Source organism: Comamonas testosteroni (assembly GCF_000761245.1).
GTDB lineage: Bacteria > Pseudomonadota > Gammaproteobacteria > Burkholderiales > Burkholderiaceae_C > Comamonas > Comamonas testosteroni_C.
The window spans coordinates 59,902-77,788 of record NZ_AWOR01000057.1 but is presented as its reverse complement, the minus strand read 5'-3'; the positions used below and the strand labels follow the sequence as shown (position 1 = coordinate 77,788).

Genomic DNA, 17,887 nt, shown 5'->3' with positions numbered 1-17,887 from the left:
GCAGCGGCCTTGAATCCCTAACCCTTGGAGACATTCAGAAGGTTTCCCAGTCATCCTCGTTCAGCGAGGACTTGGGCGCATTGCGGGCAGGCGCAGATTCACCAGCAGCAGCGCCCCCCATCAAAGAGCGCGGGGCTGCCGGCATGGGGGCAGAACGGGCGGCCACACGACGGACAGGAGCCTGACGCGCCGGGGCGGCAGCGGCGACCACGGCCGGCACCGCTGCACGGGCTGCAGCCTTGGGTGCCTGGTCATGAAGTGCGCTGGCAGGCAGCTGGAAGACCGCCACGGCCTGAACCAGATCCTGCGCCTGCTTGCGCAGCGCGCCGGCGGCTGCAGCACTCTCCTCCACCAGCGCCGCGTTTTGCTGCGTCGTCTGATCCATCTGCGTCACAGCCTCGCCAACCTGGGCCACCCCCTGGCTCTGCTCCTGGCTGGCGGCACTGATCTCGGCCATCAGATCCGTCACCCGGCTGATGGCCGAGACGATGTCGGCCATGGTGGCTCCGGCCTTGTCCACCAACTGCGTGCCCTGCTCCACGCGCTGCACGCTGGTGCTGATCAAGGCCTTGATTTCCTTGGCGGCTTCGGCACTGCGCTGGGCCAGGGTGCGCACCTCGCCCGCCACCACGGCAAAACCACGGCCCTGCTCACCGGCGCGAGCCGCTTCCACGGCCGCATTCAGCGCCAGGATATTGGTCTGAAAGGCGATGGAGTCGATGACCGTGATGATGTCGGCAATCTGCTGGCTGCTGTTGTTGATGCCCTTCATGGTCTCCACCACTTCAGCCACCACGGCACCGCCCTGCGCTGCCACCTGGGAAGCATTCACCGCCATCTGATTGGCGGCGCGGGCGTTGTCGGCGTTCTGGCGCACCGTGGAGCCCAACTGCTCCATGGAGGCGGCGGTCTGCTCCAGCGCACTGGCCTGCTCCTCGGTGCGACCGGAGAGATCGGCATTGCCCGAGGCAATCTGCGAACTGGCCGAGGCCACGCCTTCCGCGTTCTGGCGTACCGAGCGCACGGTCTGCACCAGACTGCTTTGCATGCGCTGCAGGGCGCTGAGCAAGCGGCCTGTTTCGTCCTCTCGCTCCACTCGAATGACGCCACTCAGATCCCCGTTGGCCACGCGGTCCGCCGCCTGCACGGCCTGCTCCAGCGGCGCGCGGATGGAACGCACCAGCCAGAGGCCGGCGCCCAGGGCCACCAGCACCGCCACTGCGGCGGCCACGATCAGCAGGCTCACGGCCCGTTCATAGACCCCCTCCGAAGCCAGCGTCTCGCCTCTTGCCACATCGCTGTTGAACTTGATCAGCTTTTGCAGGGTCGCCGAAGACGCGTCGTAGAGCTTGAGAGACTCCCCCCCCAGCAACTGCTTGGCACGCTCCTTGTCGCCGCTGCGCGATGCCTCGAACAATTGCTTGTTCAGCGCCACATAACGCTCTCTCTCGCGCAGGAACTGGGTATAGAGCTCGCGCTCCTCGGCCGTGATGATCAGCGGCTCGTAGAGCTTTTTCGCCTCTGCCAGATGCGTTTGCAACTGCTCGAACTGGGTCTCCACCTGGGCCATATAGGCGGCTTCGTCATTGTTGACATGCCGCAACTCGAGCAAGCGGGTGCGCGCCAGGTCGGTATTGAGGGTGTTGATCACTTCCACGCTGGGCAAGGCATTGCCCGTGATGGTTTCAGCGCTGGAGCGCATGGAGCGCAACTGCAGCAATGCCATGGCCACTACCACGACCAGCAGCACGACCAGAATCCCGAACGTGCCGAGAATCCGCGTGGAGATTTTGATGCTTTTCATTGATTGCACCTCCCTCTATTACCAATTAGTTTTTTATGAATACCGCTTTTGAATCCACGCATGCGAGACGTGAGGATTCAATTTCTCTGCTCAATCGGAAAATATCTCTGTGGAGCGCATATGAGATCCAAGGGTCCGGGATAAGGTCTTATCTGTTTTCAATTGTTTCCAGTTTCATATTTCTTGCCTATCTTCAGGAACCTACAGCCACGTAGGCAGGCACTTACGCCGCCCTGCAGTTACTAGAAGTTACCAATAAAGACCCATAGCGATTCTCGAGCTCCAAAGCACAGACATTGCTTTGAAAAGGCACCAAGCCACCCCGCTTCTTGATGAATATCAAGACAGTTTGATGAAAGCTTGTAAAAAAACCCCGGTAGCGATCGCTACCGGGGTTCTGAGAAATATTTGCTTGCCGAAACAGTCAATGGCTTAGAACTGCTCCCAGTCCTGATCGCTGCTCAAGGCCGGCTGGGTCGGCTTGGCGGCCATCTGCACGGCTTTGGCCTGGCCCGGGTCGGCGGCCTTGGCGGCAACGGCCCTGGCGACGGGTTCGGTACGTTTTTTCAGAGCCGCCGCGGCAAAGCTCTGGGCCTGATTGCCCAACTGAAAAATCGCCACCGAATCGACCAGTGCCTTGGCCTGGCGCTGCAAAGAGTCGGCGGCTGCCGCGCTCTCCTCCACCAAAGCCGCATTCTGCTGCGTGGCCTGATCCATCTGGGTGACGGCTTCGCCCACCTGGGCCACGCCCTGGCTCTGCTCACGACTGGCCGCGCTGATCTCGCCCATGATGTCCGTCACGCGGCCGATGGCCGTCACGATTTCGGCCATGGTGGCGCCGGCCTTGTCCACCAGCTGCGAGCCTTGCTCCACGCGCTGCACGCTGGCATGAATGAGCTGCTTGATTTCCTTGGCCGCCTCGGCGCTGCGCTGGGCCAGCGTGCGCACCTCTCCCGCCACCACGGCAAAGCCACGACCTTGCTCGCCGGCTCGAGCGGCTTCCACGGCCGCATTCAGGGCCAGGATATTGGTCTGGAAGGCAATCGAGTCGATCACGCCGATGATGTCGGCGATCTGGCGGCTGCTGTCGTTGATGCCCTTCATGGTGTCCACCACCTGGGCAACCACATCCCCGCCGCGACCCGCGACATCGGAGGCATTCTTTGCCATTTGATTGGCGGTCTGGGCGTTGTCCGCGTTCTGACGCACGGTCGAGCCCAGTTGCTCCATGGATGCCGCCGTTTCCTCCAGGGCGCTGGCCTGGCTTTCGGTGCGCGATGAAAGATCGGCATTGCCCTGCGCGATCTCGCTGGACGCCAGGGCCACGCCATGGGCATTGCCGCGCACATCCTGGACCACGGCGGACAGTTGCCGACGCATGTCTTCCAGCGCGTTGAGCAGCAAGCCCATTTCATCGCGGCGCTGGTTCTTCACCACCATGCCCAGCTTGCCGGCAGCCACGGCCTGCGCCAGCTCCACGGCCGTGGCCACGGGCGCCGTGATGGCACGTGTCATCGCAATGCCGACCACGGCAGCAAACAGCACCACCAACGCCAGCGTGCCGAGCAGCCAGTAGCGAGCCAGCTCGAAGCTGGATTTTTCGGCCTGCTGGGCCTGGGCCGCGCTCTCGAGTTGCAGCGTCATCAGCTTGCCCGTGCTTTCCGCCAGTTGGCTGAAGGCCTGCTCGGACAGCCCCGCAAAGAACAGGCCCAGCTCATCGGCCATGCCGGCCTGGCTGTCCACGGTGTTGTAGTCGCCGTCGCGGGCCCGCGCCAGCAGCTGCTCGTGCAGCTTCAGGAAATTCGCCTTGTTGGCCTGATAGCCTTCATAGGCCTCGCGCAGCGGCTGGCTGGCAATCAGCTCATGGACCACCTTCTCCTGCTCGGCAATGGTCTTCAGGCGCTGCTGGATCTGCTGCTCGTAGCCTTCGATCTCGACCAGGGTGCGTGCAGTGGCGATACCTGCCTCATGGCGTCGCAGCCGGTTGTACTCGGAGCGCATGGAGGCTGCGTTGTAGACGCTGGGCAGCGCCACCTCGGATACCTCGCGGCCCGCTGCATGAATGCTGGACAGCTGCAGCCAGGCCACCAACCCGAGCAATGCAGACAACAACACCAGCGCCGTAAAGCTGATGCCCAACTTGGTCCCCACGCGCCAGTCCGAAATCTTCCAACTCATGCGCTCCCCCTCGTATCTATCGATGCAGGCCATAAAAAAACGCACCAAGCGAGGTCCGCCAGGTGCGTTTCAAATTGTATATATGCAGATTGCGGGGCTTCTCTGCAAGTAAAGGTTAGAGACCCTTTACTAGTTTGGATCAGCCCTTGTAGTTGGCGATACCGTCCACGATTTCCTTGTGTGCCGCGTCCACGCCCTTCCAGCCCAGAACCTTGACCCACTTGCCCTTTTCCAGATCCTTGTAGTGCTCGAAGAAGTGGGCGATCTGCTGCAGGGTCAGCTCATGGATGTCGCTGAGGTGGTTGATCTTGTCGTAGGAAGGCAGCAGCTTCTGTGTGGGCACGGCCAGAACCTTGCCGTCGACGCCGGACTCGTCTTCCATCTCCAGGATGCCGATGGCACGGCAGGGCACGACCACGCCGCTGGGCAGGGGGAAGGGAGTCATCACCAGCACGTCCACGGGGTCGCCGTCGCCAGACAGGGTCTGGGGCACATAGCCGTAGTTCACGGGGTAGTGCATGGCAGTGCCCAGGAAACGATCCACGAACAGGCAGCCGGACTCCTTGTCCACTTCGTACTTCACGGGAGCCGAGTTGGCCGAGATTTCGATGACGACGTTGAAGACTTCAGGCGTCTTGGAGCCGGGGGTCACATTGTTCAGAGACATGATGGTTGGGTGAAGTAATACAAAAAGCCCCGCAAGAGCCAACAAGGCATCAGCCCCCTAGGGTCAGCCCGCGATTTTAGGCGCATGACCCTAACGCAGGCATTACATGTTTGAAAGATGCACGCACAGTTGTGTATTACCGCCGGGCGCCGCTAGCCACAACACCCATAAAAACTCACTCAAACCAATATGCATATAGCGGACTTAGCTCTCAGAACCAGAGCATATCAAGCGTTCACCGGGTGCCGGCGACGCACGGGGCCGCTGCGCTGCTCCACCGCCGCCTGCACCTCCTTGCGCAGCCCCAGCGCAAAGCCCAGCTCGGCCGCCACAAACAGCGGGCCTATCAGCAGGCCCATCACATCGTCAAAAAAAGCGGGCTTGCGTCCTTCCCAGTAGTGACCGATGAACTGGATCACCCAGCCCAGCGCAAACAAACCCAGCCCCCAGGCCAGCCAGCTGCCCATGGGCTGCGCGGCGATGGGAGTGGCCAGCGCCAGCATGGCGGCCAGCAGCACGCTCATGAACAGGCCGTAGCGCCCGTCCAGCCGCCAGTAATACACCGCAGCGGCAAGCGCTGCCAGCAGGGCCAGCGAGATCGGCATACCGCCAGGCGCTCCCCATTGCAGCCTGGCCAGGAGAATGACCACCGCCTGCATGATCATGGGCACGCCAATGTAGTGCGTCACGATATTGCGCGGGTCGCGGTGGTAGTCGGCGTAGTTGGACAGTTGATCGATTAGGGTTTTCATCGCTGTATCTCCTGGTCGCTTGTCAGAGCATGGTGGCGCAGCATCAACCTTGCCGTCTGTCATGCCACCGACACAAGCGCTAAACCCCTTACCCAGGCCTGCACCGGCCTCAGTGCCCACTGCACGCCAGCGCGGCAGCTTCGAGCATGTCAACTCCAATGACCTCTGGGCCATTGTGCAGGCCGGGCGCTGGTTCCGCTCCCTGCCGCCGGAGTTGACCGCCCAGATGCAGCAACTGGCCCAGCCAAGGCTGCTGACCGCCGGCGAATGGCTGTTTCGCCGCGGCGATGCCCCCTGCGGCCTGTATGCGGTGGCCAGGGGCTCGCTCAGCATCTCCGGCACGGCAGCACTTCAGGAAAACACCCGCACAGCCTTGCTGACCTTGATCGAGCCGCCAAGCTGGCTGGGCGAGATCGCCCTCTTCGATGGCGAGCCCCGCACCCACGACGCCTGCGCCAATACCGCCTGCGCTCTGCTGCATATCCCTATAACGCCGCTGCGCGAATGGCTGGATGCCAACCCGCATTGCTGGCGCCACATGGCCCTGCTGCTGACCCACAAGCTGCGCTCCAGCCTGATTGCGCTGGAGGAACAGACCGTGCTGCCTGCTCCGCAGCGTGTGATGTGCCGCCTGGTGCAGATGGCCATGGGCCACGAGCAATGGGCCGACCGCATGCGCACTCACCGCGAGTTGGCCGTCTCGCAGGAGCAGATCGCACGCATGCTGGGCCTGTCGCGCCAGACCACCAACCAGATACTGCAGGAGCTGCAGCAGGCCGGCTGGTTGCAACTGCGGCGCGGCAAACTGGAAGTTCTCGATCTGGCCGCACTCAAGGCCGCAGCACTCACCGGGCAAATACCCACGAGCAGCTAGGCGCTTGCCGCCGGGCTCGGGGTCGCCCCCCTGCCGCCGCGCTGTCCGCTTGGTGCTGGACAAGCCTGCTATCTCTTTGATAATGAAATCGGGTCTGGCGCACCAGACCCGATTCAAGATCATCGCGGGCGATCCAGCCATGCTCCGACATGCCGTCGTCGCCCGCCATAACAACGTATACCCCATGCCCTTGCCTCCCAGTGCCAGCCGCACGCCAGCCCCCATCCACATGCGCGACGTCAAATACCGGGGCTATGCCCGTGATGACGGCATGTGGGACGTGGAAGCCGAGCTGATCGACCAGAAAACCTATGACATCGAGCTGCACGGCCGCCGCAAAGTGCCGGCAGGCAAGCCGATTCACCATATGTGGATCCGCCTGACCATCGATGCCGACATGGTGGTGCACGGCATAGAGGCTGCCATGGACGACCACCCCCTGGGCCACTGCCCCCAGGCCACAAAGTCCATGCAGAAGATGGTGGGCTGCTGCATAGCCCGTGGGTGGCGCCGCGCCATTGCCGACAATCTGGGCGGGGTGGTGGGCTGCACGCATCTGCGCGAGCTGCTGTTCAATATGGCAACGCCCGCCTTCCACACCGTGCTCAACCAGTTCGGCCCCAATGGCTCGGGCCTGCCGCCACGCCATCTGGGCCAATGCCTGGGCTGGGACTTCAACGGCCCCGGCGTGGCCGAGTTCTACCCCGAGTTCAAAGGCTGGAAGCCGATCGCTCAGCAACCCGCGGAAACCACTACAAAAGACTGATCCACAATACCATCAAGCGCTAACAGCTATCAAATTTGATAAACCACAACAAGCCCGCAGCCGTCCCGGACTTCGCGCTTGCGGCACAATCGAGCCCATGGCAGAACGTGTGATCCCCTTGGTCGATGAGCGTGCGGCGAGCCGCAACGCAATCGTCCCCAGCCCCCTGCAGACCCCTACCGGGCTGCTGCAGGATCAATGGGGACGGCCTTTGCGCGACCTGCGCATCAGCGTCACCGACCGCTGCAACTTCCGCTGCAACTACTGCATGCCCAAGGAAGTCTTCGACAAGAACTACCAATATCTGCCCCACAGCTCGCTGTTGAGCTTCGAGGAAATTACGCGCCTGGCCAGACTTTTTGTCGCCCATGGCGTGCGCAAGCTGCGCCTGACCGGCGGCGAGCCGCTGCTGCGCAAGAACATCGAAGCCCTGATCGCCCAGCTGGCCGAGCTGCGTACGCCCGATGGCCAGCCGCTGGACCTGACACTGACCACCAACGCTTCGCTGCTGGCACGCAAGGCCCGTGCCCTGAAGGACGCCGGCCTGAATCGCGTGACCGTCAGCCTCGACGGGCTGGACGACGCCGTGTTCCGGCGCATGAACGATGTGGACTTCCCCGTGACCGATGTGCTGGCGGGCATCGAGGCTGCGCAGGCCGCAGGTCTGTCGCACATCAAGGTCAACATGGTGGTCAAACGCGGCACCAATGACGACCAGATCCTGCCCATGGCCCGCTACTTCCGCGGCACGGGAATCACACTGCGCTTCATCGAATACATGGACGTGGGCGCCACCAACGGCTGGCGTATGGACGAGGTGCTGCCCTCGGACGAGGTGATAGCGCGTCTGCGCGCCGAGCTGCCGCTGATCCCGCTGGCGCCCAGTGCCCCTGGCGAGACCGCCGTGCGCTGGGGCTATGCCGATGCCAGCGGTCAATATGACCCGCAACTGGGCGAGGTGGGCGTCATCAGCAGTGTGACCCATGCTTTCTGCGGCGACTGCAACCGCGCACGCCTGTCCACCGAGGGCCAGCTCTATCTGTGCCTGTTCGCCAGCCAGGGCTGGGACTTGCGCAGCCTGCTGCGCACCGGCGCCAGCGATGCCGAGATTGCCGGCGCCATCGCCCCCATCTGGCAGCAGCGCGACGATCGCTACTCGCAGCTGCGCAGCGAAATGCCGCCCGATGTGGCGCCGGTGCGGCAAGGTCGGCGCATCGAGATGAGCTATATCGGTGGCTGACTCACGCATCCCCCCTGAGCAGATCACCGGCTGCGTGCTGGCCGGGGGGCGCGGTGCACGCATGGGCGGCGTGGACAAAGGCCTGCAGCGCTTTCAAGGCTTGCCACTGGCACTGCATGCATTGCAGCGCCTGGCCCCGCAAGTCGGCCCCCTGCTCATCAATGCCAATCGCAATGCAGCGGCCTATGCTGAGCTGGGCCAGCCACTGGCTGCCGAGGTCTGCGCCGACAGCCTTCCCGACTACCCCGGCCCGTTGGCGGGATTCATGGCTGGCCTCGCGCATTGCCGCACGCCATGGCTGCTTTGCGTGCCCTGCGATACGCCGCTGCTGCCCCTCGATCTGGCTGCGCAAATGCTGGCGTCGCGCGGCGATGCCGATATCGTCATCGCTCACGGCTGGGATACCGAGCATGCCCTGCCGGGTCAGCCGCCGCAACTGCGCGCCCAGCCCGTGTTCTGCCTGCTGCGGGCCCAGCTCGCCCCAAGCCTCGAGCGCTTCATCATCGGCGGCGGCCGCAAGATAGATGCCTGGACCGGCCAGCATCGCAGCGCCCAGGCCCTATTTGACCGCCCCGGGGACGAGCAGGCCTTCAGCAACGCCAACACGCTGGCCCAGTTGCTTGATCTGGAGCAAATCGCCCCCGAACGCCAATCCTGATTCACCGGCGCCTCAAGCCAAAAGCGTAAAGTGCCACGCAGCCCCATGGCCGCATCCCGTCATGAGGTTTTTTATTTTCTGCTGTTATGACTGCGACTTTTCAACCTGCCGCTTCCACCAGCGCCCAGACGCTGACCACTGACCAGGTGCTGCAACAGCTGCAGGCCCTGCTGCAGCCGCTGGGTGCGGTCGCAGAGGTGGAAACCGTCGCCCTGCCCGAGGCTCTTGATCGTGTGCTGGCAGCCGATGTGGTCTGCCCCGTCAACGTCCCCCCCCATGACAATAGCGCCATGGACGGCTATGCCTTTGCAGGCAGCGAACTGGAGCGGGCGCAGCCCGGCCGGCCACTGGTGCTGCGTGTGGTGGGGACGGCACTGGCAGGAGGGCCCTGGCAAGGCCGGCTTGGCTCTGGCCAATGCGTGAAGATCATGACGGGTGCGGTCATGCCGGTGGGTGCGGACACGGTGGTAGCCCATGAACAGGCCAGCGCTGGCCAGGAGTGCATTCAGTTTGACGGCCATGCCCTGCGTGCAGGTGCCAATCGTCGCCTGCGCGGCGAAGACCTGGAGCAAGGCTCTGTGGCGCTGCAGGCCGGCCAGCGTCTCACACCAGCCGCTCTTGGCCTGCTGGCCAGTCTGGGACTGGGCCAGGTCAGCGTGCGGCGCCGGCTCAGCGTGGCTTACTTCTCCACCGGCGACGAGCTGCTGAGCCCCGGCGCCGAGCCGCGCGAGGGAGCCATCTACGACAGCAACCGTTTCAGCCTGCAGGCGCTGCTGCGCCGACTGGGTGCCCATGTGCTGGACCTGGGGGCCGTGCCCGATGAGCCGGCCGCGCTGGAAGAGCGCCTGCGCGAAGCAGCCACCCTGGCCGATGTGGTGCTGACCAGTGGCGGCATCAGCGCCGGCGAGGCCGATCACACCCGCGCGATGCTGCAGCGCCTGGGCACCGTGCAGTTCTGGCGAGTGGCCATGCGTCCCGGTCGGCCACTGGCGGTGGGCCTGCTTGCTCCCGCCGGTGGAATTTCACTGACCAGGTCGGCAGGTATTCCAATCAAGACAGGCGCAAGCGGCTCCCAAAATCAGAGCAACCTACCGCCCACTCAGCGCCCGGCGGTGCTGCTGGGACTGCCCGGCAACCCAGTGGCCGCCATGGTGAGCTTTCTGATGTTTGTGCGCCCGGCCCTGGCCATGCTGGCTGGCGAACGCGGCGCCCCTGCGCCATTGCTGCAGGCGATCAGCAGCGAGCGCCTGCGCAAACGCCCGGGTCGTACCGAATATCTGCGCGGCATACTCGAACTCAATGAGAAGGGCCAGGCCGCCGTACGCACCACGGGCCCGCAAGGCTCGGGCGTGCTCAGCTCCATGGTCGCAGCCGACTGCATCATCGTGCTGGACGATGCGCGCGGCGATGTCCTGCCCGGAGAATCCGTCAACGTCCTGCTGCTGCAGGGCCTGATCTGAAGACAGACTTGCCGTCTGGTCTTCGACCTTCGATCCATTCTGGGAAATATTTCATGCCATACCAAGCCACCCACTGGGCCACAGAACCCACAAGGCAGGCCATCGATGCGCTCAAGGGCGCGAATTTGCTGGAATTCGGCACCCCCTGGTGCGGCCACTGCCAGCGCGCCCAGCCACTGTTGCAGTCCGCGCTGTCAGTCCAGCCCGAAGTGGCGCACATCAAGGTGGAAGATGGTCCCGGCCGGCCGCTGGGGCGCAGCTATCGCGTCAAGCTCTGGCCCACGCTGATTTTTCTGCGTGACGGCAAGGAAGTGGCGCGCATCGTGCGTCCCGAATCCGAGCAGCAGATCCAAGAAGCACTGGCACAGATCACGAACTGAGCCAGCGCAACTGGTCCAGCTGCTGACTCAGCCGTTCTTGAGCGCCAACTCCACGCCCTTGTTGGCCAGCGCATCGGCGCGCTCGTTGCCTGGGTCCCCGGCATGGCCCTTGACCCAGCGCCAGTCGATACGGTGGCCGCTGCCCTGCACCAGCGCGTCCAGCTGCTTCCAGAGCTCGACATTCTTGACGGGCTCCTTGGACGCGGTGACCCAGCCCTTGGCCTTCCAGCCCTGGATCCACTCGGTAATGCCTTTGCGCACGTACTGGCTGTCCAGATACAGCACCACATCGCAGGGACGCTTGAGCGCGGACAGCGCCTCGATCACGGCCTTGAGTTCCATGCGGTTATTGGTGGTTCCCAGTTCACCACCGAAGAGTTCCTTCTGTGCCGATCCGGCCTGCAGCAATGCGCCCCAGCCTCCAGGGCCGGGATTGCCCTTGCAGGCACCATCGGTATAGATCACAACTTGATTCAATTTTCTTCCTTGTTACGCCAGAACATGTCCGGCGGCTGCCTCTGGGTCACGGGCGCCTTCATGCCGGCCGGCACGCTGCCCTTGCGCCAGCTCGGGCTCATCAGTCGCATGCCCTGCACGCGCTTGACGGCCACCACGCAATAGACGCCCCCCATCACCGGCCAGCAGCGGTGGCCCAGGCCCTCCATGAACTGCCAGCGGCTCAGCCACTTTTCACTTTCAGTGGCAGGACGATAACAGCCAAATTGCACTGCTTCGATCTCGAAGCTCAGCAATCGCAGCCAATCGCGCAAACGCCAGTAGCCCACCCCCAGGCTCAGGTCCGGCAAATAACCCGCACTGCGCTCCACCCGGCGCTGCAAGCCCAGCAGACTGGAAGGGTTCAGTCCGCTGATCACCAGCCGCCCTTCGGGCACCAGCACGCGCGCAGCCTCGCGCAGTGCGGCATGCGGATCGTTCGAAGCCTCCAGCGTATGCGGCATCAGCAGCAGGTCGAGGCTGGCCTCGGCAAAAGGCAGGGCTTCCGGGGCTGTCCGGAGCGCCGGCATCAAAGGGGCAAAATTATGCGCATCATCGGCAGGCGGCTGCACCTGCGACACTCGGTCCGCCGCCGCTTGCGCTACAGTGCCTGCTTTTGCATCCGGAACGGGATCGAGGCCCTCCAGTGCCAGCCAGCGATGGGGCATGCGGTTGCCGCGCAGGCCTTGCAGCTGCGGCAAGCCCAGTTGCAAGGCGTGGTAGCCAAAGATATCGGCCACCGCCTCGTCAAAGCGCTGCTGCTCCCATTTCAGGAGGTAGTGCCCGAGGGCTGAATCCGTCCAGTGATGCATCTCTATAATTTTGCAGCTCATGAACCTGTTGCCCATTCCCGCTTTTTCCGACAACTACATCTGGATGCTCCACGATGCAGAACATGCCGTGGTCGTCGATCCGGGTCAGGCCGAGCCTGTGCTGAGCACATTGGCACAGCGGGGTCTGAAACTGCTGGGCATTTTAGTCACCCACCATCATGCCGACCATGTGGGCGGCGTCGAGACCATTCGTGCGGCCACCGGCGCTCCCGTCTGGGGCCCTGCCTATGAGTCCCTGCCCGAGCCGGTCACGCGCGTACAGGGCGGCGACAGCGTCGAGTTGTTCGGTGGCCCCTGGCAGGTCATCGATGTGCCCGGGCACACCAGCGGTCATATCGCCTTCTTCAGCACCCGGGCGCAAAGCCAGCCCCTGCTGTTCTGCGGCGACACGCTGTTCTCGGGCGGCTGCGGCCGCCTCTTCGAAGGCACTGCAGCGCAGATGCAGGCTTCGCTGGACGCACTGGCCGCCCTGCCCGGCAACACGCTGGTGTGCTGTGCACATGAGTACACAATTTCCAACCTGCGATTTGCGCAGGCCGTGGAACCAAACAATCCGGAACTGGCTCAGTATCTGGAATATTGCCAGCAACTGCGCAAGAACGGGCTGCCCACGCTGCCCTCCACATTGCAGACCGAGCTGACCATCAACCCGTTCATGCGAAGCCGCGCTGCCGATGTGATCGCGGCCGCCGTGCACCATGATCCTCAAACCAAGCCCGAGGAGCCCGCCAGCGTGCTGGCTACCCTGCGCCAATGGAAAAACGTTTTCTGATGAAGCTGCTATCCACCCTGCTGCTGACAAGCGCACTGATATTAACCGGCTGCGCAACCACCAGCAGCGTCGACCCCATGTATCCGAACGGCCCTCTCAAACCCCTGGGCCAGGGCAAAGTCGGCAGCTCCGAAGTCGCTGAACTGGAAGCCACGGGCGATCTCTGGGTTCGCATCCGCAAGGGCTTTGCCATGCCCAATCTTGAGCAGGATCTGGTCCAGAACCAAGAGCAGTGGTATGCCACGCGCCCCGACTACATCCAGCGCATGACGGAGCGATCGAGCAAATACCTGTTCCACATCGTCGAGGAACTGGAGCGCCGCAATATGCCGACAGAGCTGGCGCTGTTGCCCTTCATCGAGAGCGCCTTCAACCCTCAGGCCGTATCCAGCGCCAAAGCCGCCGGCATGTGGCAGTTCATGCCGGCCACGGGCACCTATTTCGACCTCAAGCAAAATGTCTTCCGCGATGATCGCCGCGATGTGCTGGCCTCGACCCGCGCTGCGCTCGACTATCTGCAAAAGCTCTACAACATGTTCGGCGACTGGCATCTGGCCCTGGCCGCCTATAACTGGGGCGAAGGCAGCGTGGGCCGCGCCATCAAGCGCAATGAAAAGCTGGGCCAGCCCGCCGGCTACCTTGATCTGCAGATGCCGGCCGAAACCCGCAACTACGTGCCCAAGCTGCAAGCCGTCAAGAACATCGTGGCCGAACCCGAGAAGTTCAACACCGAGCTTCCCATCATCGAAAACCACCCCTATTTCCAGGCCGTGGATCTGCCGCACGACATCGACGTGGAGCTGGTGGCCAAGCTGGCCGATGTCAGCGTCAAGGACTTCAAGGCACTCAACCCCAGCTTTCACAAGCCGGTGATCTTTGCGCGCGCCACACCACAGGTGCTGCTGCCCTGGGACAATGCCAAGGTTTTCCGCCGCAATCTGCAGGCCTATAGCGAAGGCCAGTTTGCCAGCTGGACGGTATGGACCGTGCCCACCACCATCACCGTGGCCGAAGCCGCCCAGCGTGCAGGCCTGGGCGAAGCCGATCTGCGCGCCATCAACAACATCCCGCCGCGCATGCTGATCAAGGCCGGCTCGACCCTGATGGTGCCGCGCGATGCCAACGTCAAGACCGATGTGCCCGGCCATGTGGCCGACAACGGTCAGATCTCCTTCGCACCTGAAGTCGTGACCGTGCGCACCACGGTCAAGGCGCGCAAGCGCGATACCCTGGTCAGCGTGGCCAGCCGCTATGGCATCAGCGTCTCCAACCTCGCGGACTGGAACGACCTCAAGTCCACGGCATCCTTGCGCCCCGGCCAGTCACTGATTGCCTACCTGCCCAGCCGCGCAGCCCGCAGCGCACGCGCCGAAAGCAGCGACAGCTCAGCCCGCAACACTCGTGGCGGCAGCAAGGTGGCAGCCACCGCCAGCAAGAGCGCCAAGACCAGCACCGCAACCGCTCCCCGCGGCGGCAAGAGCGAACCCAAGGCACGCGGCGGCACACCTGCCAAGAAGCGCAAATAAGCCTCGCCAGCCGCAAAAAAGCCCGCTGTTCGCAAAACCAGCGGGCTTTTTTATATCTACTCGTTTAACGAAGTAGATAGCAACAAACGCTTGATAGAAAAGCGCTTGAAGCCAATCCAATAAATATCTTCAGCGCCTATCCACCAGCGCGTGGGCAATCGTGCCCAGATCCACATATTCGAGTTCGCTGCCTATAGGCACGCCGCGCGCCAGCCGCGTGACCAGAATGCCGCGCGACTTGAGCGCCTCGCTGACGGCATGGGCCGTGGCCTCGCCCTCGGCCGTGAAGCTGGTGGCCAGAATCACCTCCTGCACCACGCCGTCACAGGCACGCTCGAGCAACTGCTTCATGCCGATTTCCTTGGGACCCACGCCATCGAGCGGCGACAGCCGCCCCATCAGCACATAGTAGTAGCCCTGATAGGCCCCCGTGCGCTCCATGGCAGCCAGATCGGCCGGCGCTTCGACCACGCACAGCCGAGCGCCGTCGCGCCCGGCGTCATCACAGATGCGGCAGATAGCGCCTTCGGTAAACGTGTGGCAGCGCTCGCAGTGATGCACCGAGTTCACCGCAGAGTCCAGTGCCCGCGCCAGCTGCAGCGCCCCGGCCTGATCACGCTGCAGCAAATGAAACGCCATGCGCTGCGCCGACTTGATGCCCACGCCCGGCAGTCGGCGCAAGGCCTCGATCAAGGCATCCAGAGATTGCACATCAGACACGCGTTGTCCTTTCAGTCACCAGAAAAAAGGCGATCTGCCACTGCGCAGATCGCCATTCATCCCCTGCACACTCCGGCCAGGGACAGCGAGCAAGAACCGCATCGCGGCATCGCAGCCATCTCTTTGCCGGGGAAGCGGCACTGCCGCTCAAGGGAAAATCCGTCAGAACGGGAACTTCATCCCGCCTGGCAGTCCAGGCATACCCGCAGTGATCTTGCCCATCTTCTCGTTGGAGGTCTCTTCGGCCTTGCGCACAGCCGCGTTGAAGGCAGCAGCCACCAGGTCTTCCAGCATGTCCTTGTCTTCGGCCAGCAGGCTGGGATCGATGGTGATGCGCTTGACGTCATGCTTGCAGGTCATCACGACCTTGACCAGACCGGCACCGGATTCGCCTTCAACTTCGATATTGCCCAGCTCTTCCTGAGCCTTCTTCAGGTTGTCCTGCATGGCCTGAGCTTGCTTCATCAAACCGGCGAGTTGTCCTTTGTTGAACATGAGAATTCCTTCTTTTGTTGAAACGCCTTATTCAGGCTGAATAGATATGGGCTTGATACTACCGGGCACGATTTTCGCGCCAAAGTCTCGCATCAAGGTTTGTACCTGCGGATTGCTTTTGACAATGTCCTCGGCCAGCAACTGGCTAGCTTGCCTTTCCAGGGCCAGCCGGCGGGCAGGACTGTCCGTCACCGGCCCTTGCTCAACCTGCAATTGTCGCGCATGACCGGCTGCTTCCAGCGCAGCACGCAGACGATCACGTGTGCCAGCCTGATTGAGCGAGTTGGACTCCACGCGCAGCCGCCACAGATCGCCTTCACGGCCCAGCAGCTGCGACTGCAGCGCCAGTTGCCGCGCCACAGCCACCACGGCTTCGCTCTGCAGCAACTGCTGCACCACGCCAAACCACAGATCGCCCTCGGGGGTGCACTCCACAGGGGCTGCATCCTGGGCCGTGCTGACATAGCCGCCGCTTGCGCTCTGGGCCGCCGGCTCGTCAGACTCCATGGGCGGCATGGCATGCAGGGGCTGGCCGACATCCAGGTCAGCATCATCACCCCAGCGCCCATCGTCAGACCAGCCCTCATCGGGCATGCCTGCCCAGGCCGCCTCGCTGGCATCCTGCTCTTCGGGAGCATCAGCCATATCGACGACCTCGGCGCTTTCAGCGCTCTCGGACGCATCGTCGGCGGGCATTTGGCCTGCCTCTGCGACAGCTTCATGATTCGCCGAGGGCGTGGTTTGCTGAACCGCAGCAGGCTCAGGCGTCACCGCAGGAGCTGGCGATCGGGTCGGCTCCGGAGCGACCTGCACCACCGGCTCTGCTAGGGAATATGCAGCTGAATCCGAGCGATCTGCAACAGCTTGAATATGTTCTGGCTCGGCCATGCCGACCTCTGACGCAGGCTCCTGCTTTGGTGCGGACTCCGGTGCGGCTTTCGTAACAGGCTGCGGTACAGACGGGACGGACTGAGCCTGGGCCGACGGTGCCTCCATCACTGCTGGCGGTGAAGCCGGAGGCTGCTGAATCGGATTCGGAGCCTGGACAACCGGACGGCTAGGCCTCAGCGCTGGAGTTTTTTTTTCAGCCGTGCCAGCTTCGGCGTTTTCCGGCTTGAAGGCCAGCAACCGCAGCAGCGCCATGGTCAACGCCGCATATTCATCGGGGGCCAGCCCCAGCTCTGCACGCCCATGCAGGCAGATGCTGTAGAGCAGTTGAGTCTCGTCGCGCGGCATCAGACTGGCCAGTCGGTCCACTTCGGCGGCCTCGGGGTCGCTGGCATCCAGCGGCATATCGGGCACGGCCTGCAACACGGCCATGCGCTGCAGCACGGCGCACATTTCTTCCAGCGTCGATGCCGCAGACAGACCGTTGTGACGCAGCTCTTCGGAGACTTCCACCACCGCGCGCCCGTGCCCCTGCGCCAAGGCATCGATCAGGCGAAATACATGGCTGCGATCCACGCTGCCCAGCATCTGGCGCACCGTCGCCTCCTGCAACTGGCCGCTGCCAAAGGCAATCGCCTGGTCGGTCAGGCTCAGCGCATCACGCATGGAACCACGTGCAGCACGCGACAGCAGGCGCAGCGCCTGAGGCTCCGCCGGCACGCTTTCCTTGTCCAGCACATGGGTCAGGTGCTCCAGAACCGTCTCGGGCGCCATCGGACGCAGATTGAACTGCAGGCAGCGCGAGAGCACAGTGACCGGCACTTTCTGCGGATCGGTCGTGGCCAGCACGAACTTCAGGTACTCCGGAGGCTCCTCCAGCGTCTTGAGCATGGCGTTGAACGCGGTGTTTGTCAGCATGTGCACCTCGTCGATCATGAAGACCTTGAAGCGCCCCTGCACTGGCTTGTACACCGCCTGCTCCAGCAGGCTCTGCACCTCATCCACCCCCCGGTTGGACGCAGCGTCCAGCTCGGTGTAGTCGGGGAAACGCCCGCTATCGATTTCAGTGCATGCTGCGCAAACTCCGCAGGGGGTTGCGGTGATTCCACCGTTACCGTCCAGGCCCTGGCAATTCAGAGACTTGGCCAGAATGCGCGACACCGTGGTCTTGCCCACGCCACGTGTGCCCGTGAACAGATAGGCGTGATGCAGGCGCTGCTGGGTCAACGCATTGGTCAGAGCCTGAACCACGTGCTCCTGTCCCACCATTTCGGTGAAGGTACGGGGCCGGTATTTGCGAGCAAGCACTAAATAAGACATAGCCTCTGATTCTACGGGGCCGGGACATGCCAACAAGCCTGCTCCTGGAATCTCATTTC

At 63.2% G+C, this 17,887-nt stretch carries 17 protein-coding genes; 8 read left to right on the top strand and 9 right to left on the bottom strand.

Translation table 11 applies throughout. The annotated features are described in order from the left end of the window. Positions 1 to 34 precede the first annotated feature (34 nt). The 4 genes from P353_RS16675 to P353_RS16660 all read right to left on the bottom strand — a co-directional run bounded on the left by P353_RS16675 (position 35) and on the right by P353_RS16660 (position 5,401). On the bottom strand, positions 35 to 1,804 hold the full coding sequence (locus P353_RS16675) for a methyl-accepting chemotaxis protein (protein WP_080750590.1): 1,770 nt from the start codon (positions 1,802 to 1,804) through the stop codon (positions 35 to 37). Positions 1,805 to 2,236: 432 nt separating this feature from the next. After that, a complete protein-coding gene (locus P353_RS16670) occupies positions 2,237 to 3,982 on the bottom strand; it encodes a methyl-accepting chemotaxis protein (protein WP_034371979.1) in 1,746 nt (581 codons plus the stop codon). 139 nt (positions 3,983 to 4,121) lie between these two features. Beyond that, positions 4,122 to 4,649: an inorganic diphosphatase gene (gene ppa / locus P353_RS16665; protein ID WP_003056663.1), complete on the bottom strand. Its 528-nt coding sequence runs from the start codon at positions 4,647 to 4,649 to the stop codon at positions 4,122 to 4,124. Positions 4,650 to 4,876: 227 nt separating this feature from the next. After that, entirely contained in the window at positions 4,877 to 5,401 is a 525-nt protein-coding gene (locus P353_RS16660) for a DUF962 domain-containing protein (RefSeq protein WP_034371797.1), read from the bottom strand. 61 nt (positions 5,402 to 5,462) lie between these two features. Between P353_RS16660 and P353_RS16655 the strand changes: the two genes are divergently transcribed. The 6 genes from P353_RS16655 (at position 5,463) to P353_RS16630 (ending at position 10,779) form a co-directional block, all read left to right on the top strand. Beyond that, entirely contained in the window at positions 5,463 to 6,275 is an 813-nt protein-coding gene (locus P353_RS16655; protein ID WP_034371795.1) for a Crp/Fnr family transcriptional regulator, read from the top strand. A gap of 139 nt (positions 6,276 to 6,414) precedes the next feature. Then, the gene (locus P353_RS16650; protein WP_230847622.1) at positions 6,415 to 7,041 is read left to right on the top strand and encodes a DUF2889 domain-containing protein; all 627 of its coding nucleotides are present in this window, start codon (positions 6,415 to 6,417) and stop codon (positions 7,039 to 7,041) included. Between the two features lie 97 nt (positions 7,042 to 7,138). Further along, positions 7,139 to 8,281 carry a GTP 3',8-cyclase MoaA gene (gene moaA, locus P353_RS16645; RefSeq protein WP_034371792.1) on the top strand — a complete coding sequence of 381 codons (1,143 nt, stop codon included), beginning with the start codon at positions 7,139 to 7,141 and terminating at the stop codon, positions 8,279 to 8,281. Beyond that, positions 8,274 to 8,939, top strand: coding sequence for a molybdenum cofactor guanylyltransferase MobA (mobA, locus tag P353_RS16640; RefSeq protein ID WP_034371788.1), 666 nt, complete (start codon positions 8,274 to 8,276; stop codon positions 8,937 to 8,939). Before moaA ends, mobA begins: the two co-directional genes overlap by 8 nt. An 86-nt stretch (positions 8,940 to 9,025) precedes the next feature. Next, positions 9,026 to 10,399 carry a gephyrin-like molybdotransferase Glp gene (gene glp / locus P353_RS16635; RefSeq protein ID WP_034371786.1) on the top strand — a complete coding sequence of 458 codons (1,374 nt, stop codon included), beginning with the start codon at positions 9,026 to 9,028 and terminating at the stop codon, positions 10,397 to 10,399. A gap of 53 nt (positions 10,400 to 10,452) precedes the next feature. Then, the gene (locus P353_RS16630; protein ID WP_034371783.1) at positions 10,453 to 10,779 is read left to right on the top strand and encodes a thioredoxin family protein; all 327 of its coding nucleotides are present in this window, start codon (positions 10,453 to 10,455) and stop codon (positions 10,777 to 10,779) included. Positions 10,780 to 10,806: 27 nt separating this feature from the next. Here P353_RS16630 and rnhA read toward each other — a convergent pair whose 3' ends face one another. Next, positions 10,807 to 11,256, bottom strand: coding sequence for a ribonuclease HI (gene rnhA, locus P353_RS16625; protein ID WP_003056672.1), 450 nt, complete (start codon positions 11,254 to 11,256; stop codon positions 10,807 to 10,809). Further along, positions 11,253 to 12,086 (bottom strand): methyltransferase domain-containing protein, encoded by an 834-nt coding sequence (locus tag P353_RS16620; RefSeq protein WP_034371780.1) that lies wholly within the window; start codon positions 12,084 to 12,086, stop codon positions 11,253 to 11,255. Before P353_RS16620 ends, rnhA begins: the two co-directional genes overlap by 4 nt. A 19-nt stretch (positions 12,087 to 12,105) precedes the next feature. Between P353_RS16620 and gloB the strand changes: the two genes are divergently transcribed. Both gloB and P353_RS16610 read left to right on the top strand, forming a co-directional pair. Further along, complete coding sequence (gloB, locus tag P353_RS16615) at positions 12,106 to 12,879, top strand: hydroxyacylglutathione hydrolase (RefSeq protein ID WP_034371777.1); 774 nt, start codon at positions 12,106 to 12,108, stop codon at positions 12,877 to 12,879. Next, positions 12,879 to 14,405 carry a transglycosylase SLT domain-containing protein gene (locus P353_RS16610; protein ID WP_034371774.1) on the top strand — a complete coding sequence of 509 codons (1,527 nt, stop codon included), beginning with the start codon at positions 12,879 to 12,881 and terminating at the stop codon, positions 14,403 to 14,405. The genes gloB and P353_RS16610 overlap by 1 nt, the downstream gene beginning before the upstream one ends. Positions 14,406 to 14,534: 129 nt before the next feature. Here P353_RS16610 and recR read toward each other — a convergent pair whose 3' ends face one another. The 3 genes from recR to dnaX form a co-directional block, all read right to left on the bottom strand. Next, positions 14,535 to 15,125, bottom strand: a complete 591-nt coding sequence (gene recR / locus P353_RS16605; RefSeq protein ID WP_034371771.1) for a recombination mediator RecR — start codon at positions 15,123 to 15,125, stop codon at positions 14,535 to 14,537. Between the two features lie 162 nt (positions 15,126 to 15,287). Continuing rightward, positions 15,288 to 15,620 carry a YbaB/EbfC family nucleoid-associated protein gene (locus tag P353_RS16600; RefSeq protein WP_003066189.1) on the bottom strand — a complete coding sequence of 111 codons (333 nt, stop codon included), beginning with the start codon at positions 15,618 to 15,620 and terminating at the stop codon, positions 15,288 to 15,290. A gap of 27 nt (positions 15,621 to 15,647) precedes the next feature. Beyond that, the gene (gene dnaX / locus P353_RS16595; RefSeq protein WP_034371768.1) at positions 15,648 to 17,828 is read right to left on the bottom strand and encodes a DNA polymerase III subunit gamma/tau; all 2,181 of its coding nucleotides are present in this window, start codon (positions 17,826 to 17,828) and stop codon (positions 15,648 to 15,650) included. Positions 17,829 to 17,887 lie beyond the last annotated feature (59 nt).